General features: G+C 50.9%; 17 protein-coding genes and 1 pseudogene. All 18 read right to left on the minus strand.

Features of this window, described 5'->3' with window-relative positions:
- Positions 1–145: 145 nt before the first annotated feature.
- Positions 146–1570 carry a relaxase/mobilization nuclease domain-containing protein gene (locus tag ACSAMP_RS07620; RefSeq protein WP_457800039.1) on the minus strand — a complete coding sequence of 475 codons (1425 nt, stop codon included), beginning with the start codon at positions 1568–1570 and terminating at the stop codon, positions 146–148.
- 249 nt (positions 1571–1819) lie between these two features.
- Positions 1820–2107: a CD1845 family protein gene (locus ACSAMP_RS07625; protein ID WP_101069706.1), complete on the minus strand. Its 288-nt coding sequence runs from the start codon at positions 2105–2107 to the stop codon at positions 1820–1822.
- A gap of 131 nt (positions 2108–2238) precedes the next feature.
- Positions 2239–2577 carry a plasmid mobilization protein gene (locus ACSAMP_RS07630; protein ID WP_370794033.1) on the minus strand — a complete coding sequence of 113 codons (339 nt, stop codon included), beginning with the start codon at positions 2575–2577 and terminating at the stop codon, positions 2239–2241.
- Between the two features lie 3 nt (positions 2578–2580).
- Positions 2581–3078, minus strand: a complete 498-nt coding sequence (locus ACSAMP_RS07635) for a DUF3849 domain-containing protein (RefSeq protein ID WP_457800040.1) — start codon at positions 3076–3078, stop codon at positions 2581–2583.
- Positions 3078–11639 carry a helicase-like domain-containing protein gene (locus ACSAMP_RS07640; RefSeq protein ID WP_457800041.1) on the minus strand — a complete coding sequence of 2854 codons (8562 nt, stop codon included), beginning with the start codon at positions 11637–11639 and terminating at the stop codon, positions 3078–3080. Before ACSAMP_RS07640 ends, ACSAMP_RS07635 begins: the two co-directional genes overlap by 1 nt.
- Before the next feature lie 2 nt (positions 11640–11641).
- The gene (locus ACSAMP_RS07645; protein WP_240287441.1) at positions 11642–11995 is read right to left on the minus strand and encodes a TnpV protein; all 354 of its coding nucleotides are present in this window, start codon (positions 11993–11995) and stop codon (positions 11642–11644) included.
- A 764-nt stretch (positions 11996–12759) separates the two neighbouring features.
- Positions 12760–12990, minus strand: a complete 231-nt coding sequence (locus ACSAMP_RS07650) for a transposon-transfer assisting family protein (RefSeq protein WP_370864147.1) — start codon at positions 12988–12990, stop codon at positions 12760–12762.
- Position 12991: 1 nt separating this feature from the next.
- Positions 12992–15175 carry a YodL domain-containing protein gene (locus ACSAMP_RS07655; protein ID WP_457800042.1) on the minus strand — a complete coding sequence of 728 codons (2184 nt, stop codon included), beginning with the start codon at positions 15173–15175 and terminating at the stop codon, positions 12992–12994.
- 167 nt (positions 15176–15342) lie between these two features.
- On the minus strand, positions 15343–15690 hold the full coding sequence (locus tag ACSAMP_RS07660) for a cysteine-rich VLP domain-containing protein (RefSeq protein ID WP_429835591.1): 348 nt from the start codon (positions 15688–15690) through the stop codon (positions 15343–15345).
- A 10-nt stretch (positions 15691–15700) separates the two neighbouring features.
- A pseudogene (locus tag ACSAMP_RS07665) lies at positions 15701–16381 on the minus strand (DNA topoisomerase); the annotation flags it as partial.
- Positions 16382–16413: 32 nt separating this feature from the next.
- Entirely contained in the window at positions 16414–16878 is a 465-nt protein-coding gene (locus ACSAMP_RS07670) for a transposon-encoded TnpW family protein (protein ID WP_241522614.1), read from the minus strand.
- Entirely contained in the window at positions 16860–18224 is a 1365-nt protein-coding gene (locus ACSAMP_RS07675) for a virulence-associated E family protein (protein ID WP_206603618.1), read from the minus strand. The genes ACSAMP_RS07670 and ACSAMP_RS07675 overlap by 19 nt, the downstream gene beginning before the upstream one ends.
- A complete protein-coding gene (locus ACSAMP_RS07680) occupies positions 18148–18786 on the minus strand; it encodes a CHC2 zinc finger domain-containing protein (protein ID WP_107030418.1) in 639 nt (212 codons plus the stop codon). Before ACSAMP_RS07680 ends, ACSAMP_RS07675 begins: the two co-directional genes overlap by 77 nt.
- Positions 18787–18983: 197 nt before the next feature.
- Positions 18984–19454, minus strand: coding sequence for a hypothetical protein (locus ACSAMP_RS07685; RefSeq protein ID WP_022616344.1), 471 nt, complete (start codon positions 19452–19454; stop codon positions 18984–18986).
- 338 nt (positions 19455–19792) lie between these two features.
- Complete coding sequence (locus tag ACSAMP_RS07690) at positions 19793–20302, minus strand: DUF5104 domain-containing protein (protein WP_024720781.1); 510 nt, start codon at positions 20300–20302, stop codon at positions 19793–19795.
- A gap of 167 nt (positions 20303–20469) precedes the next feature.
- Complete coding sequence (locus ACSAMP_RS07695; RefSeq protein WP_457800043.1) at positions 20470–21891, minus strand: plasmid recombination protein; 1422 nt, start codon at positions 21889–21891, stop codon at positions 20470–20472.
- 198 nt (positions 21892–22089) lie between these two features.
- Complete coding sequence (locus tag ACSAMP_RS07700; protein ID WP_118610060.1) at positions 22090–22839, minus strand: hypothetical protein; 750 nt, start codon at positions 22837–22839, stop codon at positions 22090–22092.
- A gap of 284 nt (positions 22840–23123) precedes the next feature.
- Positions 23124–23600: a hypothetical protein gene (locus ACSAMP_RS07705; RefSeq protein WP_003023125.1), complete on the minus strand. Its 477-nt coding sequence runs from the start codon at positions 23598–23600 to the stop codon at positions 23124–23126.
- Positions 23601–23603 lie beyond the last annotated feature (3 nt).

Below are 23603 nucleotides of genomic sequence, written 5' to 3' on the forward strand. Positions count from 1 at the left end.
GCGGATTCCGTTTACACGGAGCCCGCCTGTTTCATGCTCTGTTGGGGCGCTGCCCCAATCCCCGCAGAACACAAAAACTGTGTTCTGGAACGATGGATAAATCCATCGGCTGCGCGATTTTGCAAATCGCTTATGGGCAGGCAGCTCAGCGCTGCTCTGCCTCTTTTTCCCGTCGTTCATTCGCTTCCTCCTGCTCCTTGTCCAGCTCCAGAATACGGTCGATATTGGCCTTGGCCGTCAGCAGCTCTTTCATTTCCTCACGGGCTTTTCGGTAGTCGGCGTAGGCCGCTTTCTTCTCCGCCAGCAGCTTGGCGTACTCGGTATTCAGCGCCTTGATGGTGGGCAGCTTTTTGAAGCCCAGTCTATCAAAGTAGTTCTTTGCGGCCTTGTGGATCGTGATCTCGCTTTCATGCTCTGCAAGAAATTTCTTGGAGTACCCGGCCTTGCGATAGGCAACGTAGGTATCGCGGGTCTTGGCGTAATTGACAATATGCTCCCGCAGCACCGCAATCTCGGCCATGCGTGTTTCCGAAGCCTTGATCCTTGCGGAAAGCTCATTGAAGTGAGCGGACGCTGCCGCCGCTTTCTCTGAGAGAACGGCGTAATCTAAAAGCTCATGGTCTTGCAGATAGGCCACCGTCTGTGCCATCTGTTTCAGGTTGAACAACGTCGCCCAACGCGCATAACCGGCACCCTTGCCCGCGCGTAACTTGGCCTGAATGTCCACCAGCAGATTCCCGCTGCGCTTTTCCGGTTTGACCGGCGCGGCGACATTCTTTTGCGGCGTATGCGCCTTTTCACCTGCAATCACCGCGCGGAGATCTGCGGGAGTATAACCGTCGCCGAGGGTATCCATGCGAATGGATTTTTTCTGTTCGCCGCCTAACAGGGACGGGACTTTCTTGCCCTTGACCTCATACCCGGCCCGCCGCAGCAGCTCCAGCAGCGTTTCAAAGCTGTCGGGCTTTTGCGCCAGCGCATCGTCAATGGCCGCGCATATCCGCTCCCGGTGGGAGGGCTTCTTTTTGTCGCCCAGCCACTTGTTGTAGCTCTTGCCGTGGCGCTTCGGATTCTCCACGATGGAGTAGCCGTTCTCGATGCAGATGGTATCGTTGAGCCGCCGCACGGCGCGGCTGCTGCCCCAAAAGTTTCTGAATTTCCGGGTCTGGCTGAGTGCGGTGGAGTTCCAGATCACATGATTGTGAATATGGGCTTTGTCGATATGGGTGCAGACGATATAGGCGTGATTGCCCTTGGTGAAGCGCTTGGCCAGCTCACAGCCCAAACGGTTCGCGTCCTCCGGTGTGATCTCTCCGGGAACAAAGGATTGCCGTAGATGGTAGGCGATCACATCATCCTCGCCGCGCACTCTGCCGGTCTTTTGGGTGTATTGATTTTTGGCGAAAAGGAACTCGGCATCGGCGATCCTGCTGTCGCACTGCCAGCTTGTTATGAGCCTGCCGCCGTCCGTCTTTTGCGGATTTTCGGTGTAGTCGATGATAGCGCTGATGGCCTGTCCCACCGTGCGGCCTTTGCCGGTGTGCAGAGGCATCAGGCGCGTGGTTGCCATGTTGGACACCTCCTTGAAAAGTCAAACGGCCTGCCGTAGCAGACCGCTTTACACTACCCCTTTATCTATCATGTGCATCAGATTATTCGGCGCATACAGCTTCCATTCCTCGTGCCAGATGAAGCCTTGGCTCTCGCTTGATAAATAGGATTTTATAGCACGGAGGGGTAGTTTTTACAATCTCTTTGAGTAAAATCAAAAACAGAATTTATGAAAAAGCAAGCCGAGGCGTTCGCCCCGGCTTGCGCTTTAACTATGGATGAAGTTTTTCATGGCAGCGTTCACGTCTTGCAGCTTGCCAAGTCCCTGCACCGCCAGCAGCGGAAGTCCCATCGGGCTGATTAGAAACGCCAGCACAAGGAGGATAATGCCGTTTTTTACAGAGTAGGTAATCATCACGGCGATGGCCAACAGGGAGAGCAGGCCGCTTGCCAGCTTGAACACGAAGCCGGAGCAAGACAGCAGCCCCGCGCACAGCCAGACGAACAGGGACAGGATAAGCGATAGCGGCACAAGGATAATTTTCAGAATAGACATTTGACGGCCTCCTTTTCAAAGACGTTATGCTTTTCTAATATCAGAATACCATGACAGCGCGCGCTTTGCAACAATGCGAGGCTTTTGCTTTGTGTGAACAGGGGCGGCGGAGTGACCGCCGCCCCTGCGACTTATTTCAGCGCCGCCAGCGAGGAAACGATTTTCTCTGCCGCCGTCCATATCCGTTCCTGACTTTGCTGAATGTCCTCCAAATCGGCCTCATAGATGCGGCCTGTTTCGTGAGCGCGGCGGGTAAGCTGGTTGAGGTTGTTGCTGGAATACCGAAGCAGGGACACCAGCTCCCGCAGCTCCGGAAGGTCGAGCTTCACCACATATCCGTCAATCGCCATCTTGCGGAGATACGCCGCCATGTTGGTGGTGCCGAACTGCGCCATCTTCGTTTCAATCATTTCCCGTTCCTGCGGCGTGACGCGGAATTTGAGCTGAACGTCCCGCTTACGTTTTGCCATCGCTCAGCGCTCCGGGGCTTTGGACTTCGCCGAAATTTTCGGCGAAGTTGTTTCAGGCGGCTTTTTCAGCTTGTCCCGGACAGAGGTTTTCTGCCGCTCCTGCGCATAGGCTTTGCGGGTCTGGCTGAGAAACAGATCGACCAGACCGGGATGGCTGCTGACGGCCAGATAGCAGTTGCGGTCAGTACCCCATGCGTCAGGATTGGCGGGGATGGACATGGCGTTTGCCCAAGCCCTGTTGTCGGGAGAATACCGTCTGTCCCAATCTGCCTGACAGACGGTGATGGCGAGGATATGAAATGCGCGGTCATAGCCGAACTGCTGCACCACCTGATCGACCGCTGCTGCATCCAGCCGGTTATCCCGGTAGTGGTCGCGGATGGCGGCTTCAATCGCTTCCTTGCAGGCTGCGTTCGCCTGATTAGAAGCGCGGTAGGCCGCAAGCTCGTCATGCTCTCTGGCGTAGGCTGCCGGGTGCTTGTAAACGGGGAGATTTTTCATTATCGTGCCTCCATTTCTTTTTTGTGGGGCTTTTCCGGTGCGCCATGAACAGGCGACGCTTTCAGCCTATCCAGAACGGAAGGCCGCGCCGATTTTGCAATCGCCTGCTCAGGCTGCGGCTGTCCCTTGCCGTCCAGATTCAGCTCCATATCCAGTTCGATGAGCCGTGCAGTCTTTGCGGTCAGCTCCTGCTCCTGCGGGAACGGCTTACCGACCTCAGCCTTTGCCGCTGCCTGCTGGTTATAGAGGTTTTCAAGCTGATCCTGAACACTGCGCAAACGCTCCGGCATTTTATCCAGCGCGTTCTCGATGCGGACAAGGTTGCCTCTGGCATCCGAACCGAGTTCAACGCGATGTGTCATCCGGCCTTTCAGCGTCAGCGTGTACGTTTTCCACATGGAATCAAAGGCAACGGACATGGTAAAGCCGCGATAGCTGCCGATCTGTACCGGGTCTTTGCCCTTGACCTCCTTGCAGGTATCCAGCAACGCGGCACCGGCGTTTTCCTTATCGGTGAGCCGGTCGCCGCGAATCTCCATGCCGACAAAGCCCTCTGCCGGGAGCGGATGCGCCGCGAGGGTCTGCATATCCGCCTCCAGCCCACGAACAAAGCCCTTGTGTTCCTCTATCTTTTCCGGGAAGTATTTCAGCAGACTGTCCTCCAAGCGGAATTGCTTGCTGTTGTGGTCTGCTTTCATAATTTTGAGCTTGGACACCTCGATGTCCAAATCCATGCGCTCTTTGATGCGGGGATCACCGGCGCATAGCGCTTTGATCTCCGCAAAGGACAGCGCCGTAGCGTCCACGTCCTCACAGGAGCGAACCGGGGATTTTGAGGTCATGATCTGAGAGATGAATTTCTGCTTGTTCTCAACGGTCTGCCAGAGGTAGGCGTCAAATGTCCCTTCGGTCACATAGCGGCAGACATGAACGAGCTTGTTCTGATTGCCCTGACGCTCGATGCGGCCTTTTCGCTGCGTGAGATCACGGGGACGCCACGGGCAATCCAAATCGTGAAGTGCGACCAAACGATCCTGCACGTTGGTGCCCGCGCCCATCTTGGCCGTGCTGCCCATCAGGACGCGCACTTGACCGCTGCGTACCTTTGCGAACAGTTCCCGCTTTTTGACCTCCGTGTTGGCGTCGTGGATGAACGCGATTTGCTCCGGGGGCATCCCGGCGGCTATGAGCTTTTGACGCACATCCTCATAGACCGTAAACGGCGTGTCAGAGCTTTCTTCCAACGGAATTGCACTCTCCAGCGCACGGATTTCCGGGTTGTCCAGCGTACCGGGGGACGCCTTTGCTGTCCGATGCGAGGGTGCGGTCTTTGGCGTGGAAATGTCGCAGAACACAAGCTGCGTCAGCTTATCCGCCTCACCGTCACGCCAGTATTGGAGAATATTCGCCACGCACTGATTGACCTTGGTGGTTTCCTCGTCGGGGAGCATGGGATTGATGATGCGCTGGTCAAGCCCCAGCTTGCGTCCGTCCGAGGTGATTTTGAGCATATTGTCCACATCCGGGCTGACCGCACCGCTGTGTACCTTGGACGCTCGTTCCGAGAGGGCTTTCACCATGTCCTGCTGGATCTGCGTGGGTTTGGTGGCGATGGTGTGGTACGCAACCTCCGGCGTGGGCAAGTGGAGCTGATCCGCCGTTTTGATGTCGGCAACCTCTTTGAACAGATTCATCAATTCGGGCAAGTTGAAAAACTTTGCAAAGCGCGTCCTTGCCCGGTAGCCGGTGCCCTCCGGGGCAAGCTCCAGCGCGGTGGTGGTTTCACCAAAGCGGCTTGCCCAGCAATCAAAGTGGCCCATACCCATCTCTTGCAGCCGGTCATGCTGCAAATAGCGCTGGATGGTGTAAAGCTCTGTCATGGAGTTGGAAACCGGGGTGCCGGTGGCAAACACCACGCCGCGCCCACCGGTCAGCTCATCCATGTAGCGGCACTTGGAGAACATATCCGAGGATTTCTGCGCATCGGTGGTAGAAAGCCCTGCCACGTTGCGCATCTTCGTATAGAGGAAAAGATTTTTATAATTGTCCGACTCGTCCACAAACATCCTGTCTACGCCGAGCTGTTCAAAGTAAATCACATCATCCTTGCGGTCGCTGGCTTGCAGCTTTTTCAGCCGCGCCTCCAGCCCCTTTTTCGTGCGCTCCAAGCTCTTGATGGTAAAGCTGTTGCCGCCTGCGAGCTTGGTATCCTGAATGCCATCGGTGATTTCCTCAATCTGCTGATGAAGGAGCCGCTCCTGCCGCTCCGGGCTGATGGGGATACGCTCAAACTGCGAGTGGCCGATGATAACAGCGTCATAGTCGCCGGTGGCGATACGGGCGCAGAATTTCTTGCGGTTGTGGGTTTCAAAGTCCTTCTTGGTAGTGACAAGGATGTTGGCCGAAGGGTAGAGCCGCAGAAACTCGGATGCCCACTGTTCCGTCAGATGGTTCGGCACGACAAAAATGGATTTCTGGCACAGTCCCAACCTCTTGGATTCCATCGCAGAGGCTACCATTTCAAAGGTTTTTCCCGCGCCGACCTCGTGTGCCAGCAGCGTATTCCCGCCGTACAGCACATGGGCGATGGCGTTTTTCTGATGCTCCCGGAGGATAATTTCAGGGTTCATCCCAGAGAAAACGATGTGGCTGCCGTCATACTCGCGGGGACGAGTGCTGTTCATTTCCTCGTTGTATTGCCGTACCAGCGTTTCGCGCCGCTCCGGGTCTTTCCAAATCCAGTCCTTGAACGCATCCCGGATAAGCTGCTGCTTCTGCGCGGCAAGGGTGGTTTCCTTGGCGTTGAGGAGACGGCGCTCCCGTCCGTCTGCATCCTCAATGGTATCGTAGATGCGAATGTCGCGGAGGTTCAGTGCATCCTCCAGCAGCCGGTAGGCGCTGGCGCGGTCTGTGCCGTAGGTGGTGAATGCCGCCACATCGTTGTAGCGCACCATGCTCTTGCGGGAAACCTGCCATTCTGCGGTGTACGGGACATAGCTGATCTCGATTTGTCCGCGCAGATAGCGGGGCGTTTCAAAGGTTTCGTACATGAATTGCTCGATGTACTTCTTATCAAGCCATGTCGCACCCAGCCTCACCTCAATCTCACTGGCTTCAAGGTCTTTCGGCTGGGCAGCAATCAGGGCGTCCACATTCCCGGTGAAGAACGGGTCGCGCGCTGCCACACGCTGTGCGGTGCGGAGCTTCTGCCGGACGTTGCCAGAGAGATATTCGTCCGCCGTTTGCCAGCCCTTCGCCCAATGCTCGCCGCCGTCCTGCAAGTCAAACGGGCCGCTGTTGGGTTCCTTGTAAATGACACCCTTCAAATCCTCAACGATCTGCGGGATTTTCTCGCTGCCGCCCATGAGGGAGGCCATAAAGTCGAGATCGACGCAGGCTTTTTCTCCGATGCAGACAGCAAGGGCTTCGCTGGCGGTATCCACAGAATCTACGCTGCGCTGCTGCTTGATAGTGCGCTTGTGGAACATATCCGCCTTGCGCTCCAGCTTTCCGTCGTCGTCCAGCACTTCCAGTGAACACAGGAGGTAGTAAGAGGAATCGTCAGAGAACGCAAGACGGTTCGCACGGTCATTGATTAGGCCATGTTTTGCGGAGAACGCATCATAGAGGCGGTTTAGCTCGGTCTGCGCTTCCTGAATCCGGCTTTCTGCGCTGTACTCGTCCATTTGCAGGGCAATCAGCTCATTCACGCAATCCCGCAGCGCGACCATGCCCTTGACACGCTCGGCGGCGGTGGCGTTCAGCTCCGGTTTGACCATGCGGCTGTTTTCCCGGTAGTACACATCGCCGTCCACCACGGTGTAGGAGTAGTTTTTCACGTTGGGGTCTGCGGGGATGGACGTGTCGATCTGTTCGCCCTCGCCCAGCTCTGGCAGTTCCGCCTCCTGATAGGTGCCGCGAATGTTTTTCACGGCATCATGGAGCTGATCTGCAAGCGCCAGCCCCTCAATGGGGACAACGGTGAAATCCTGCTTGCCGTATTGGGTGCTTTCGGAGGTCTGCCTGCCTAAAATCATCTCCGGGTGGTCAACAAAATAGCGGTTGATGGCAAAGCCATCCCCATTCTGGCTGAGGTGTACCCAATCCGGTTCGATCTCAATGGGACGGTCACGCTTTTGGAGAAAGAGAATGTCCGAAACCACATCCGTACCGGCGTTGGCGCGGAACGCATTGTTGGGCAGACGAATGGCACCCAGCAGCTCCGCCCGCTGCGCGATGTACCTGCGGACTTCGGGCGATTGCTTGTCCATCGTGTAGCGGGAGGTCACAAACGCGATCACGCCGCCCGGACGCACTTGGTCGAGGGTTTTGGCAAAGAAGTAGTCGTGAATGGAAAAACCGAGCTTGTTATAAGCCCGGTCATCTACCTGATATTGTCCGAACGGGACGTTGCCCACGGCGAGGTCGTAAAAGTCTTTTCTGTCCGTTGTTTCAAAGCCCGCGATGGTAATGTCCGCCTTGGGATAAAGCTGCTTGGCAATGCGTCCGGTGATGCTGTCCAGCTCCACGCCGTAGAGCTTGCTGCCCTGCATCTGTTCCGGCAGCAGGCCAAAAAAGTTGCCAACGCCCATAGACGGCTCCAGAATGTTGCCGCTCTGGAAGCCCATATTGCCGACCGCTTCATAGATCGCCTTGATAACGGTGGGGCTGGTGTAATGGGCATTCAGCGTGGACGCTCTGGCCGCAGCGTATTCCTCCGGGGAGAGTGTGGCGTACAGCTCTGCAAACTCGTCCGACCAGTTTGGTTTATTTTCATCGAACGCATCTGCCAAACCGCCCCAGCCCACATAGCGGGAGAGGATTTCCTGCTGCTCCGGGCTGGCCTGTAAGCCCTCAAACTCCAGCTCTTGCAGGAGGTGGATAGCCGCCATATTTGCCCGAAACTTTGCCTTTGCACCGCCGACGCCGAGGGCATCATCGGTGATGTGGAAATTCTGCGCGTCGCGGTGGCTTGCCGCCTTGAAGTCGGCATAAGCGGCCTGCTCCGCAGCGGCGACGCTGGGAAAGCCCTGCCACTCGCCATCAAGGGGGATAGATACCGCAGGACGGTGTGCGGGAGGCTCGTCGATCTCGGCCTGTGAGATGGCATCATCAAAATCAGGCACGAATTCGCCCATTTCCGAAAGTGCCGCGCGCCCTTCCTGATCCAGAATCAGAGCTTCTTCCTCGCTCATGGCAGGCGGTTCAGGCTTGGCGGGTTCCGCAGAGGGCGGGTCATGCTCCGGTTCCGGGATGTGCAGCGTTTGGATTTCTATGTCGTAGGGCAAATGCGTTTTCTCGGCAGGATAGAACGCGACGGGTTTGGTGACAGGCTGCGGCTGCTCCCGTTCCTGCTCTTCAACAAACGAGCGTATAAACGCAATGTGTTCAGCGCGGAAAATGGGAAAGCCCTGCCTGTTTTGAAAAGTCACATCGCGCAGAGATACTTCATCCGTGCCGAAATTTACGCTGTCAATGACAAACTTCCGTCCGTCAATCTCCAACTCCATGCCAATGGGGATATACTCCTTGGCATCGGCCTCGTTGATAACATCATAGCCGTCGGTTTCATTTGGCTGCGCAAACACGAAGCTGTGTCCATGCTCCAGCAGCCGCTTTGCGGCGCTTGCCCATTGTCCAAAATCATAGCCGGTCACAGCGGTTTCGCCCATACCGGGAATATCGCGTTGCAGCAGGCGGCGATTCAAAGCGCTGGCGGCTCGTTCTGCATCCGCGCCATAAAAAAGCAGCCGTTCTCCGACACGGACACCGATGAGCTTTTCGGGATGCTCTGCACGAAGCGCCTGATATGCCGAAATATTCGGCGCAAGCTCACGACCCTGATTTGCAATTCGTGTGAGGACAGCAGAAACCGGTTCGGTTCTGTGTTCCGGCTCGTGATTGTTCTCGCTGGATGATGGAACGTTGCTGAGATGCGCGACAGTTTCATCTGCGGAATCAATAGTATAGAGCGTACCGTCAATTTCTACGCGCTGACCCACAAGGGTTTGAACCGCTTGCGGCGTCTCCGGGGTTGGCTGTTCTGTGTGCTGCGCCGCAATGACGCGCTGCGGCTCCGCTTCAGAAACCTCGAAATATCTGGTGTCGAGGTAGCGTTCAAAGGAATTGCGGTCGATGCTGACAGGTTCCTGTCCGGGTACGTTCGGTAACGTGTGCCAGACGTGATCTTCATCTACACGCGCGATAACGCCGACTGCTGCTATGTGGTCTAACTCTATGGATGAAATGCGATCTCCAATATGATAAGTATAGCCAAGCGGTGTTGTAAACGCCGGAGGGGATAGCTCAATTCCCATATCCCGTTTGATGCCATCCAAGTAAGCAATGGCGTTATTCTGTTCTGCAAAGCGGAGCGTTTGTTCCCCATCTCCGCAGAACCGTTCCAACACCTCATCCCAAATGCCGGTAATTCCGCCCTCGCCGGGATGCAGACGAATGGAGTATCGGTCAGGTGAAAATAACCGCAGTCGCTCATTCTCATCGTAAAATTTATTCTCGCGGATGAGCTGTGCCAACCGCCGCTGTACCTGCGCCCATGTGAGCGTCACCGGCTCGGCGTTTCCTACATGGATATACATGGGAGTTTTGCTATCTTCCCAGCCATATTTTGCAGCCAGCCATGCGGCGGTGCTGCGTTCTCGCCCATGCGCCTGCATATATAGTGCAACTTCCTGCTTGCCCTTTAGGTTGTTGTGCCAATCCAGAAGCGCGTTGTCAATGTCCTCCTGTGTGATTTGATAGGGAGAGGGTGCGACCGTCGCTGCCAGCGTGGGATACAGTTCCTCCAAAAGCTCCTGATGCAGCCGGTTATGGAACGCGGGCATATCAAAGTACAGGCGGACAAGCTGGAGATCATCAGATGCCGTGACAATACGACGGATAGCGTCCGCACCCTCCAGATAAGCGTTCTGGCGGTCTGAATTGCGGCAGGCATTGACAAAAGTCGTATCTTTGGAAAGCGCGTTGCCAACAGTCAGCTTGTACCCGTCAAACAGCTCCCGTACCGTGGGCTGCGGCACATCGGCGGCAGGATCGCGGAACACCCTCGTGCCGTCCGCGCCGAACTCTGCTTCATAAGCATTGATGGCGGCTTCTGCTTCATGGTCGATAGAACGCAGCGTGTAAATGTGGCGCTCACCTCTAAAGTCTGGCGCTTCGGCAATCGTCACATCATACTTATCGCGCAATTTCTCTACATACATCTCTAAATTGTGCGACGGTACGCCGCACATCTCCACACGGCCAGCGCCGGGTATCTCTCTTGTGGTAAGGTTGAGGTCAAGCAGCTCCGCCGCCTGTTTTGCGTCCTCGCCGTAAATCTCAAAGAAATCGCCCACCTGAAACAGCACGATGTCGTCCGGGTGGGCTTCCTTGATGGCGTTATAGCTGTCGTAGGCGGTGTTTCGCACCACATCCTGTGCCTGCGCCTTATCATAAAGCGCCTGTTCGTCTGGTGTAAAATAGCGGTTCATCCGAATCAGCTCAGAGATACGCGAAGCGACCTTGTTCCAATTCATCTGAACATCTGCACAGCCCACTTTTTTCAGCGTGATGCCTTTGCTGCCGTGATCCTCGTAGCTGCCGCTTTCTCTGGATACGGCATGGGTATGCCCGCCGATGCCGTACTCCTTTTTCAGAAAATCGGCATTCTCCTTGGGAGTGTGCGAAGTCTGGAAAAACGCATAGATGCGGGTCTTTCCACCCTCAAAGCTGCTCCCGTTTGCAAGAGAAGCCGCAATTTCATCTTCGGTGATAAACCTGCCGGTTTCTGGAATAGCCTCCATATCGGAGCGGAATTCCTTTCGCGGAAGGGACAAATCTTCCAAACGTGTGAGAAGTGCCTGCGACTTGTGGTAATGGAAGCGCAGCAGCGCACGGTTTTCGCGGTAGGCGTCCATGAATACCTTGTATTCCGACAGGAGCCTATCCCGGAACGCCGGATTCAGCAGATCGTCCGTCAGACGCTCCGTTTCCTCTGGAAAGCTGGTGCTATGGATATTACCCAAGCAGGACAGATACCCCAGCGACTTTGCTTCATCCGAGAAATCGTGATAAAGGTTCCAGACATCCACAGCAATACCCAGCCGCTCATAGCGCGGGGCTTCCGTGACCTCAAGATTGGTGGCAAATGCGCCGCCGTCCAGAAGCTCCTCGATACGCTCCGCCGCATCTGCCCAGCCTATCACTTGGGCAGAACGAAGATAGCGAGAGGTATCTCCGGTTGCAATATGGATACCATCGTCCCCGTACCATGCGGAAAACCTGCCGTTATCCGTAATCAGGCCGTTGCCGCCGTAGTAGAGCTTTTCGAGAAATACCGCGCGATCCTCTAAAGGTTTTTGCTTGGAGAATTCCGCAGCAATTTTCATCCGCGCTGCATCCGCATTACCGCCCGCGCGCAGGATGTGGTCAATATCATCCTGAGAAATGAACATAGAAAAAGCGGAGGGTGTTACACTCTCCGCTTCTGCGATGGATTGAATTTGTTCTGCCTCTGAGGGGAAGAAGGACATCTGCGCCCCAGCAGGGGCATCGAACATATTTAGCTGAACACCAGTTCCGTGAGGATCGTTTCCTCGGCCTGCGCTTTCAGCGTGTTCATCAGCCCTACCCACTTCATCGGGTCGCTGGCTTTCAGCGATTCCGTCACGCCCGCCGACTTCATCAGCTCCGGCATCATCTGTTCCAGCCGGTTGTTCGCCGCCTCGTCGATCTCCCGCAGATGGGGGTACAGCTTCTCGGACAGCAGCAGGCTGTTCCACAGCACCGGACGATGCTCCTTCAGGTAATTCTTCCGCATCCTGCCGTACTTGCCCAGCGGGGCTTGCGGCTGCTCGGTCAGGCTCAGGTCGGGAATCAGATAATCCCCGCTGCGGGTGTAGGTCAGTTCGCTCATGGCTTTCGCTCCTTTCCGCGATTTTCTCGCGCTCATAATTCTTGATGGTGACTTCGATCTGCCGCAGCACCAGCTCGCTGGACTGGCTGATGGCCGTTCCAAGGGCGGAGACGGTCTGAGGGGTGTTGAAATCAAAGACGTTCAGAAAATCCTCATGTTCGAAGTAATCTCCCGGCTGCATCCCGCAGCGGGACAGCAGCGCATAGGTGGTGCTGACAACGGCGGCGTTCCGAAAAGCGGCTCCGATGTTGAACTCATCATAGTCCTCCAAAAAGGAACCGTCAACGATGCCGACAATATCGCGCCGATTGTCGTGCCAGTATTCATCTACAAGCTGCGCCGCCACACGCTCCAACTGATCGGCAAGCCCGCTTTCACCGGAAACGTCGAAGCGCTGCTCCAGCGCCGCAGATACCACCTCACGATGCTCCTGCCGGTATTCCCAAAGATAAGGGCGGCGAGAGTTCTCGCCGCCGCTGGTATCGGAAACATCGAATACATATCGGAGTTTTGGTTGGTCGCTGCTGGTATCCACAAGGGCGATGCCCTTGCTGCCTCGCCGCACATAGCGGCGCATCTGCTTATTCCAGAGGTCGTATTCCGCGCAGGCCGTGGCTTCCGGGCGCTGGGCGAAAATCATGAGCTGTTCATTGTAGGGGTACTTATACAGCCTTGCGGCGGTGGTCAGAAATGCCGTCCACTTCTGGTAGCTTCCCGTGATCTGCTCCGCCGTGCGGTCTGCCATCTGCGCATAGATCTGTACTTTACTCGGCATCCATATCCTCCTTTTCAAAATCGGGGAACAGGTCGAGCGCGTCATATTCCGCGTCGCTCATCCCGCGCAGCTTTGCGATGGCGCTGTCCGTCAGCTCCCGCAGCTCCGTTTCATCCGCAGCGAGGTAGCCGCGCATTTCCTCCAGCGCCGCGATCAAGCCCGTGCGGGTGCCGGTGTTGTAGAGGCTCATAAGCTGGCGTTCTTCAAAGGTGATTTTCATATCAAAGCTCCTTTTCCGCGCTCTTTTTGGGCGCTGTTTTGTGTGGACGTTCTTGGGCCGGTTGGCTTTTGAGCTGCTCCAGCACAGATTTCTTCTTTTCCCGGTGTGCCGCCTCTGCCAAATCCATCAAGGAGATGGACATACCGGCCTTGACCTGTGCTTCAAGGTCGGCGACGGTGGGCTGTTTGGGGCCATTGTTGATAATGCCGTCGATCATGCCGTAGTCATCTTCCATCGACATCTCGGCGGCTTTCAGATAATTCTCCGGTTTCTGAAAGGCGGGCAGCTCCTGAAATCCCATGCTGTCACAGTAGTGATAGGATACCTTGCCGTCCTGTTTCAGCGCAACGATGTCGCTGACGGAGAGGCTGTGTCCCACAAAATCGCCGGGGCGCTCGTCGTTGAAAATGTAGTAAAAGTTTTCAAGGATTCTGCCGGTATCATCGTCCGGGTACACCTCACGGGTATAGACGGCTTCATAGTTGGCAGGGTCAGGCGGCGCGGCCAGACTGCCGAGATTGGCAAAACGCAGCTCCACCGGCGCATCCCGGCGCAGTTGGTAGATCGCCATAGCATCGGTGGGACTGTTCAAAAAACGCTGCTCCACATCGCGGGGAGGAATATGGCCTTTGACCGCATCCCAATCCGGTCTTGTGACGCCGAACATTCCGTCGTGCTTGATGATGTCCTCGGCTTCAAAGACCATTTCCTCGGCGTTGTCGGGATAGAGCATATAAACCGTGATGTCATGTTCCAGCAGCTCCACTGCCCGATCCTTGGAAAGTGGGAGCATATCGCTATCCAGATACCCATAGCTGCGCATATCGTCCACCGTCAGCGTGGGGTCAGGCATCGGGACGGCCTGTTCCAGCTCCGGGAGCATATTATCTGCCGCATCGGTGGGAACAACGACTGTGCTGGTGATTTGTTCGCCAGCACCGAGGGGCAACTCGTTTGCCTCCTGCAAGTCTTTCAACAGCTCCAGCGGTGCAAGGCGGATCGGCGCAGCACCGCCAATATTGTGGAGTTTGCAAACCTCAAGCGCCGCTGTGGACAGTTGCTGTTCGGTGCCGTCGAGTACGCCGCCATCCAACACTTTTGCGGAACCGGCGTCATAGATGGTGTAATCAATGCCTGTGTCGCTGCGCTGAACGTGAATGTATTTGTCGTTGTCCACCATGTAGAGCTTTTCCGCCTCTGGCGCTTCCACGCTTGGCTGCTCCGCAGCGGCCAAATTCTCCCGGTCTATGCCGCGCTCCTTGCAAATCTCCGCAAAGTGCCGGTCAATGTCCGTAATCAGCTCGGAAGCCGTCTTGTTGATGGTTTCCAGACTGGCGCGAAGCTCTTTCAGCTCCTTGCCCTTTGACCATGTGGCGATATAGCCGAAGCTGTTTTCGCCCGTTTCAATGCCGTAATACTGGCAGACCGCATAGGAGATGCTTTCGGCCTCGACCTCCTCGGTGTTGCGGCTCTTTTCGCCGGGGACAAGGATCGTCTCACCATCGTCCGCAAGCTCCGTCATGTGTTCGTAGTCGTGGAGCTTGGCGTGGGCAATCTCATGGACGGCGGCGCATACCGTCTGCACCTCACTCATACCGGCGCGGATGGTGATGCTCTGCGCCTTAATGCTGAAAAAGCCGTCCGTATCCCGCGCAACGGGCTTTATCTCCATCGGAACGGGAGAAGCACGGCGCAGCGCCTCCATGAAAACCTCATACTGCTGCACATTGCCGCTCAGATCGGCGGCAAGCTGGGGCAAGGGCTTTCCAGAAGTCTGCGACACGTCAAAGACGGATACCACCTTGAACATAGGGATACGGATTTCCTTTTCCTCAATGATGGCCTTGCCGTCTGCGTCCAGCACCGGCGCATTGGTTTCGGGGTCGGTCTTGATTTCCTCGACCTTTTTCTTATAGGGAGTAGGAGCGATGATGCGAATGCCTTTTTCGCCTTTCAGGACGTTCCTGCCGAACTGATCGCGCCACTTGTTGAAGCCCGCCACATGGGTTGCGTCGGGGCGCTGCATATAGATGAGCATGGTATTATTGACCGAGTAGCGGTGAAAGCGGCTCATGGTGGCAAGGTACTTCCGGTACTTATCGCTCTCGAACAGCTCCTTGATGCCATTTTCGATGCTGTCAACGATCTCCCGCATCCGGTCTTTGTTGGTTTGTTTTTCAGCCATGATGATCTCCTTTCAGAAAAAATAGCGCCCCTGCGCAGAAGAAAACACATCCTGCACAGGGGCAATTCTCCGCAGATAGAGGCCGTTTTTGCGCTTGCGGATAGAATGACGCAGCCACTTGCAATCCGGCATGGGAAAAGCCTTGCGGCACGGGGCTTTCCCAGTCTCTATTTGCGGAGGTTCCAGTATTGTTTACGCTTCCGTTTGGCGTCCTGCTTTCGACGCTCCTGCTTGGCGCAGGCGGGGCAATATTTGGTGCGATTGGAGGAAGAATAGACCGGCTTACCGCAGACGGCGCAGCGCTTTCCCGGCCTTTCCCGCATCACGTCGGCCAGCAGCTCATGGTCGGCGGGAAGTACCGCGTTTCGGAACCAGTTGCACAGCAGCGAGTAGGAAATACCCTGTACGCAGACGCAAGGCTCTCCATCATCCAGCGCGAGGCAGTTGCCGTGATCGTAATTACAGCAGAGCTTCCGAATGAGCTTCTTGGCGCGGCGGAGCTGCTTGTGATCCATACGCGGCGCATCAGCCATTGTCGAACACCAGCTTATAGCCCGTGTGCTGCCCATCATCCTCCAGAAGAACGACGGCATCATAGGTTTTCCCGGTTTTTTCCGAGTAGCAGCCTTTCAGCGGGGCGCGGCCATTTTTCAAAAGCGCAGCGGCAAGAGATTTCGTCAGCGCCTTTTTCTTGGCGGTGAAAAAGCGGCTGTTTTTCCAGAGAACAAAGGAACAGGCACGGTTCTCGCAGAAAAAGCCTTTCGGTGATTCCGTCACCTCGGCTCCGCAGCGGGGACACTTGCCGACCACCTCACGCCCGGAGGGGAACAGGACTTCCGCACCGGGGATGGGCTTGTAGGTCTGCACCAGCTCATTCAGCATGGCGGCGATCCCATCCATGAAGCTGTCCGGGGCGATTTCGCCGCGCTCGATCTCTTTCAGGCGGTGCTCCCATTCAGCGGTGAGCTGCGGAGACTGGAGCTGTTCGGGCAGAACGGTGATAAGCGCCGTGCCGGTGGAGGTGGGCAGCAGATTTGTGATCTTTTTGGACTTCCTGCGCTCCACAAAACCGGAGGACACCAGCTTTTCAATGATACCGGAGCGGGTCGCCGGGGTTCCGATGCCCTTGCGCTCGGCATCATCTGGCATATCCTCCTTGCCCGCGTTTTCCATCGCGGCCAGCAGCGTATCCTCTGAAAGCTTTTGTCAAGGGGGTGCGTGGATATTTTTTATATTACTTACGCAGATTCTCTCTCTGCTTCTGCCTGAATAATGCGTTTCAATCTGTCCTCAGCAGTCAAACCGCTACTATGGTCAAAAAACACTTTGACTTTATAATTTGTTTTGCCTTGCTTAATCACAAAAACTCCATCTGGTTTGTTTTTCTCCGAATGGTTATTTGGGGTGGGTAGTGTACTGTTCACAATATTTGTCATACGATATTCCTCCTTAAATGAAAAAAGCCCGACAAGGAAAGGTCTGACAACGAAGTTCCGACAACGGACATCAGAAAAACTTTTTTCTTTATCGGGCGATACTATCTTTTTACTATTTCCTTTTTCTTTATAATATTGGTTGTCATGGTTGTCAGAGAGGGAAAAGTGCCGCAATATCAAGGCTTTCGGGATTTTTGCCCGACAACCAGACCGACAACCGGCTCGACAACCGAAGCGACAACGGGCTTTTATTTTTGCTTCAACCATTCTTCCGGAAGTCCTAACTGTTCCATTTCTTCTGTCGGGATTTCTTGAAAACCATCCATGCTGTTGTCAGGCTCGTTGTCGTTCCTGATACGCTCCCAGCCTTTTTGTCTACGGTAAGGCTCTGGAAAATACCTCGGATTGCTGAACGCCCTCCAGCCTGTGACAGCGTTATTCATAATGTCGTTGATCTCTCGCAGTTCCCATTGTTTCGGTTCGTCATAATCATGCCCCAGTGCTTCCTTATAAAGCTGTTTGGAACAGACCATGCTGCCGGAATAGCGTTCCAGATAATCTAAAATCTGTCCTGCCTTTGTGTCCTCCGGCATAAAGTCCTTTTGGTGAGCTTTCAGGTAAGCGTTCATAGCCGGACTGAATCTCAGACGGAAATTGCCGCTTCTGTAAATCTCCATAGCCTCTGCCCACATCTGATTGATATACTCTCTGGAAGCCTGTTCATCTTCCAAAATATGAACCTCAGCCCTTTCAGGATAGACCATAACCGGAACGAAGCGGCGGTTGCCTGTTCGGTCAAGGGGAAGAAAGTCAAGGGTATTGGAAGAACCTCCAAACACACATTGTCGTTTTCTGTCTGCCGGATGTGTTTCATACGGTATCTTATAGGTTTCCTTTTGGCGGCTCAGAAAGGATTTGATTTCTTCAATGCTCTTAGCGTTAGCGGTTGCAATCATTTCCGACATTTCAATAATCCAATGCCCCTGCATTTTGCGATACACATTTTCATCATCCAGCTTTTTCAAGTCATCAGAGAACCAATCATCATTGACCGCAAGCAAACGGAAGAAAGAGGACTTTCCGGCTCCCTGACCGCCTACAAGACAGAGCATTACCTCAAATTTACACCCCGGCTTAAAGGCTCGTGAGATAGCACCCAGCAGAAACAACTTCAATGCTTCACAGGTGTAATCATCTGTATCAGAACCGAGAAAGCGGTGCAGACAGAAGCGTATGCGTTCTGTTCCGTCCCATTGCAGGGCATTGAGAAAATCACAGACAGGGTGGTAACGGTTTTCATTGGCAATAACCGCAACTGCGTCTATAATTTTCTTCTCTACGGTCAATCCATAGTTTTCTTCAAAATATAGGAGCAGATATTTCACATCCACATCCGTCAATGTCGGGCTGTCACGATACCAGCCGAGGGACTTCACAATGTCGATTCTTTCGGTCAGAAGATTTTTTCGGATAGCCCCTTTCAAAAGTGGGTCATATTGCAGAACACGCTTATAATTTGCGGCAGTATTATAAACCTTACCTTTCTCGCTCTGCTCTAAGCTGTTTCGGATTTCTTCTACTGTGCATGGTTCTGTCTGCTGACAGTTCTGCAATTCGCTGTTCAAGTTTCAACACCTCCTTTCTCTGTTCTGCCACAAGTGCTTTTCGTTCCTCCAATGAACCATACAGAAGAATATCAAGCAGATATTCGATATAGTTCTTCTTATACAGTGCTTCTGCAAACAGAGGATTCCATTCCTCATCCGGCTGTTTAGGAGCGTATTTCTTTTCCCATTCTCTAAGAAGATGAAAATAATCCGTCAGCACCTTGTAGCAATGATTTTCTCCTTTTTGATACTTCTGTTCCGGTGTCGGCTCACGAATACGAGGGCGGACACTGGGCTTTTGTCGGCTGTCATAGTTAAGACCAAAATCTTCAGCAAGTTTGACAGCAGCTTCCCTCAGCCCGATACCGAATAGCTTCGCTGTGAGATCAACAGCGTCTCCGGTTGCTCCGCAGCCAAAACAGTAATAGCGTTCATCCAGCTTCATACTGGGGGACATATCCGAGTGAAACGGACAGCACGCCATACCTGTGCGACCCACTTTCAAGCCATAGGCTTCTGCGGCTTGTCGGGCAGTAACATTTTCTTTTACAATTTCAAATACATTCATGTGACTCCTTTCCTGAAACGAAAAAAGCACCTGTCATTTTCAAAACGAAAATAGCAAGTGCCTTAAAGTTCCATATTTAATTTTAGGTGCAAAAAAGCAGGAGACCTTTTCAGATTTCCTGCTTAGCAAAGCTGTGAAGATTTAATTGTGGTTGGGTTGCCAGTTATACAAACTGGGATTTTTCTTTTTAGAATGAATTATTTATTTTCTACAATAGCACCATATTTCGTATGCGGAAGATATTGTACCTTTAAATAAGTATTTTTATCAACATACCTTGAAAATACTGTGATTTCGATTTCATCATCTTTAACTTTATCATATAGAAAAATACTTCTTCTTTCAGAAGATATATCTGCACCACCATGAGATTGTTCAGTTACATATCCTTCTGCATAACTATACTGTTTGTTTATGATGTAAGGCATATCTAAAACAAAATCTTTCAAATATAAGATTAAAAGAATAGCTACTATAACAAGAATGGTATTAGCCAATCGAAGAAATATTATATCATTTTTTCCAGTATATTCTTTTTTTATCGCTTCTTTATCAAAAAATATCGAATAGATAAGTTTTCTTTTTTTAATTAGATAGATAATGCAAGCAATTAAAGCTATAACAAATAATGAAACTCTTATAAACAATCTAAATATAGCAAAATCCATAATATCATTCCCTTAAACTTCAAGTTTGTTGCTTACATTATACTTCATCAACCTAAAGAATGGAAGATATTTTCTTGCTCCCTAAAGCAAAAGCACCTGTCATTTTCAAAACGAAAACAGCAAGTGCCTTAGAGTTCCATATTCAGTTTTTGGGAAAAAAAGCAGGAGACCTTTTCTGATATGCTCCCTTTATGAGAGACAGTGAAAAAACAAACTGTCATCATGAAGGGAGCATATCATTCGGATCTCCTGCTTAGTAAAGCTGTGAAGATTTAATTGTAGTCAGTTTTTCTTATACCATCCGAAATTTATACTTTAATGTTCTCTCATAACAAAAATCAATTTTGTCCTCCAACAAAAATACCGTTTGGGGGATTATCCCATATAAAATTATCCTCAGCCACTTCGCTCTCTAATGCAATTTCAATTTTATATATCCCCACATTTTGGGCATTTTCATCATCCTCACTATACATATAAAAATTCATACAATACCGTTCCTTCTCTGTCAATATGAGATACATACCATCCAATTCCGTTTTCCTTTTACCATAGTTGCTTTCACTTGATGATGCACAATCGCCCTCAAAACTTTGGATACTGCCCTCAATATAATCGAAAAAAGCAGAGATTTCAGTGTCTAAATTCTCAATGTTCTTTTTGCTTTCTTCGGAAAATAGAGATTTGAGTTTCTCTGAATCCTGTTGCTTACATGCCTCGATAATTTGTTGACACATCTTATCCGTTTCATTTTGTTCAGAGCTAAACCAGTCATTGAAATATTTGTTAGAGCAGCCTGTTAAACCGAGTATAATAATCACACTGAAAAGCAACAGTACTTTCTTCATATAATTACATCCTTTACTTGATAATTGCAAAATCACTTATTGGATTAAGGTCATTACAAAAAATTTCTTACTATCATTATACTTCATCAACCTAAAGAATGGAAGATATTTTCTTGCTTCCTAAAGCAAAAGCACCTGTCATTTTCAAAGTGAAAACAGCAAGTGCCTTAGAGTTCCATATCCTGTTTTTTGCTTTTCGCCGGAATTGTCCGGCTGACTTCACGCTCTGCAATTTCTTTCTTCTTGCGGCTCAACTGCTCTATAATGGAACTTTTGGCTTTCTTCTTGATTTGCTCCGTTCCGGCTTTTTTGACCTCCGGTTTCATCAGCGTGGTTTGAATTTTCTGAATGGTTGATTTCATAGCGTTTGTGATTCTGGCAATCACGCCATCCAATCGTTTCGTTGCATACTCGATTTCTTTCTTTGAAGCCTTACGCTCAGGGGAGAGAACCCATGTCTTAGACTGCTCCACCAGCTTAATATCCTCCTTGTGCGTTTCCAGTTTCACAGTATCAGCAACGACCTCAACCGCCTTGTCATAGGCAATATCGGCAACCTCATCCACCAGAGCTTCCACATCCTCAATCTTCATCGTGAGTTCTTCCAGCTTTTGCTCCTGTGCTGCCAGTTGCTCCTTTTGCTTGAAAAGAATATAGTCCTGTTTTTCCAGATATGCACGACCACCATATTCCGGTTCTTCTTCCAGTTGTAAGCCATGCTTTTTCGCCACATCAAACAGTAGCACTCGGCAAGCTGAATCGAAAGTCATCTTGCGGTTGTTTTTTCTTCCGACTGGCTTCTCCGGTTCCGGCAGTTCAAACCCCAGTGCTTCCAAAGCCTTTTCCTGTTGTGGGGCAATCTCCCCATATTGATTTTCACAGTCGAACACATGACGCTCGTGAATATGAGGGGTACTTTCATCCAAGTGCAGAGCCCAATTCAGGATATGGACATGAGAACCGAAACGCTCATTTACGATTTCCATAAATTCTGTGACGATCTCAATGAGCAATTCCGGTGGAACATGATTATCAAGCGTTCCAATCTGATAGACCGTTTCCTCTGGACAGGTCTTTTTGCTTTTGAGCAAATCTCCGGTTTCCTTATTTCTTTCAGGGTGTCGGTTCTTCACATTTCTTTCGTTCTGTCCGGTCACAAAATCACGATACCGCTGACGATAAAAAAGCTGTTCCACATCTTCAAAAGTGGCAGACAGCTCATTTTCCTTTTCGGGATTTTTGAAATTGCGGAAGCCATTGTAACAGTCCCAATAGAGATTTTGTTTGGCTCGTTCTTCGTCAATGTGTTCGCTGTTGGCAATGTCAAAACTGCGGTCATTGTGCTTCGGATTATAAACGCCATTCTTTCCGGCTCGTCCATTGTGCCTTGTTAATTTCACATGAATTCCTCCTTTTCTTTTTGATTTCCCCGACAGGGGAGAAGGGCAGCGAAGCTGATTCCTTGCGGCTTTCTGCGTCAAGTAATACCCAGTATTAAGTGGCGAAGTGCCACTTAACTGGGCAAGGCTGCCGCCCTTGACCTGCACAGGGGTATTGCATTCCCTGTACCCATGCACAAAGGGTTGCACCCTCTGTACTCCCGCCCGAACAAACTGACTTCGCCCCGTCCCAAGCTCTGTCAGTTCCTTCGGTTTTACAAAACAGTCCACCGGACTATTTTGCAAAAAGAAAAACCGACGCATGATCGCTTTACGCTCAATACATCGGTTTCTTCATCTGACCTTGACGGTCATATTCAGTTGTGGCAGATTAGCCAATTTGAAAAATTACTCTGGCACATCTACTGAATAACTTAGATTGTTTCCTCTCTTGTCGCTCTTTAAATCATCATAATACCATAGATACATCGTTCTGTCATATACATTGATTTCAATAACACCATCTGGCTTTTGACCTTCTACTTCTAATGAGTAAATTTCCTTATCATGTGCATAGCCAAAAACAAATCTGGTATCTGGATAATTTGGATTCAAGTCCTGTTGAAAATCACTTAATTTTAAAGATGAACGAATTAGTTCTGTAATATCAGATATAAGAATGCTATCCTCTTTAGTTGTAACCGGTGTAGCATTCATAAATGCATATTGTACACTTGCTTCCTCCACCTGTTTTTTGCAGCGTGCCATCACAAAACCTTGAACGGGATTGTTATCACTTCCTGCTCGATAGAAAATCGTATCATACTGTTTGCCATTCCATATATGCAATATTTCATCAACATGATTAAGAAAATCTTCTGGAACAGAAAATTCTTCATTTTCAGCATTCAAAGGAGAATTCAAAATAGCTTCTTCGACAGAACTATAATATATGAGTTCAGAATCCTTTTTATCGTAATCACTCAAATTGAATTCGACATATGCATTGTCTTTATTGTCATCTTCCGGAACATAAGTATAGCGACCATTTTCAATATGGTCATCATAATCAACAAACAGTCCAATACATATCAGCGCTGCAAAAATCAAAAAAACTATTCCTACAATGATTAGCAATATTTTCAAAAATTTTTTCATACAAAAGTCCACCTTCTTGCTTCATTTCAGTAAATTATATCATACCGATATGAACAATTCAATTCACGCTCTATCAAGTAGTTTTTTACTTACCTATAACGCACATTTCCGCAAAATCCATAGTCTCCGATACTTTCCTCACAGGCGATATACAGTCGGAATTCTGTCAGCTCATGAAATAAGAAAAACCGACGCATGATCGCTTTACGCTCAATACATCAGTTTCTTCATCTGACCTTAACGGTCATATTCAGTTGTGGCAGATTACAGGTAATCTACAAAAATTATTTTTTCCATATAACTTCACCACAATGCGGACACTTTTTGGGAATGATTAAATTGCTATTTTCATATTGAATTAAAGATATTTTCTTATTCTTGCGGTCACAAATATCTTTAACTTCTTTATTTACAAGACTACCTCCTTCTTCTCCTAAATATCCCAAAGTAGTCTTATACCATGGAAATTTTCCTTTACATACAGGGCATTTCCATAAAAACAGGAAAATGTATTCAAAAAAGAAAGACACCAACCACATCAAAAAGGTTAAGAAAAATATGACTAAGCAAACAAGTCTAATATAATTAGGCAACACTCCTTTTATAGGCAACATTTCTTTTAGGAAAACCGCAATCCCCCCTATAGCAAGTGATGGCACACAAATATATGGCAAAATACGAAATATTTTTTTATTCACTATACTTATCTTGTTTAATGAAGAAATATTTTTATATACAAATTCTACCTTACTTTTTTCCATATA

This window comes from Flintibacter sp. SJQ-8 (assembly GCF_054108085.1).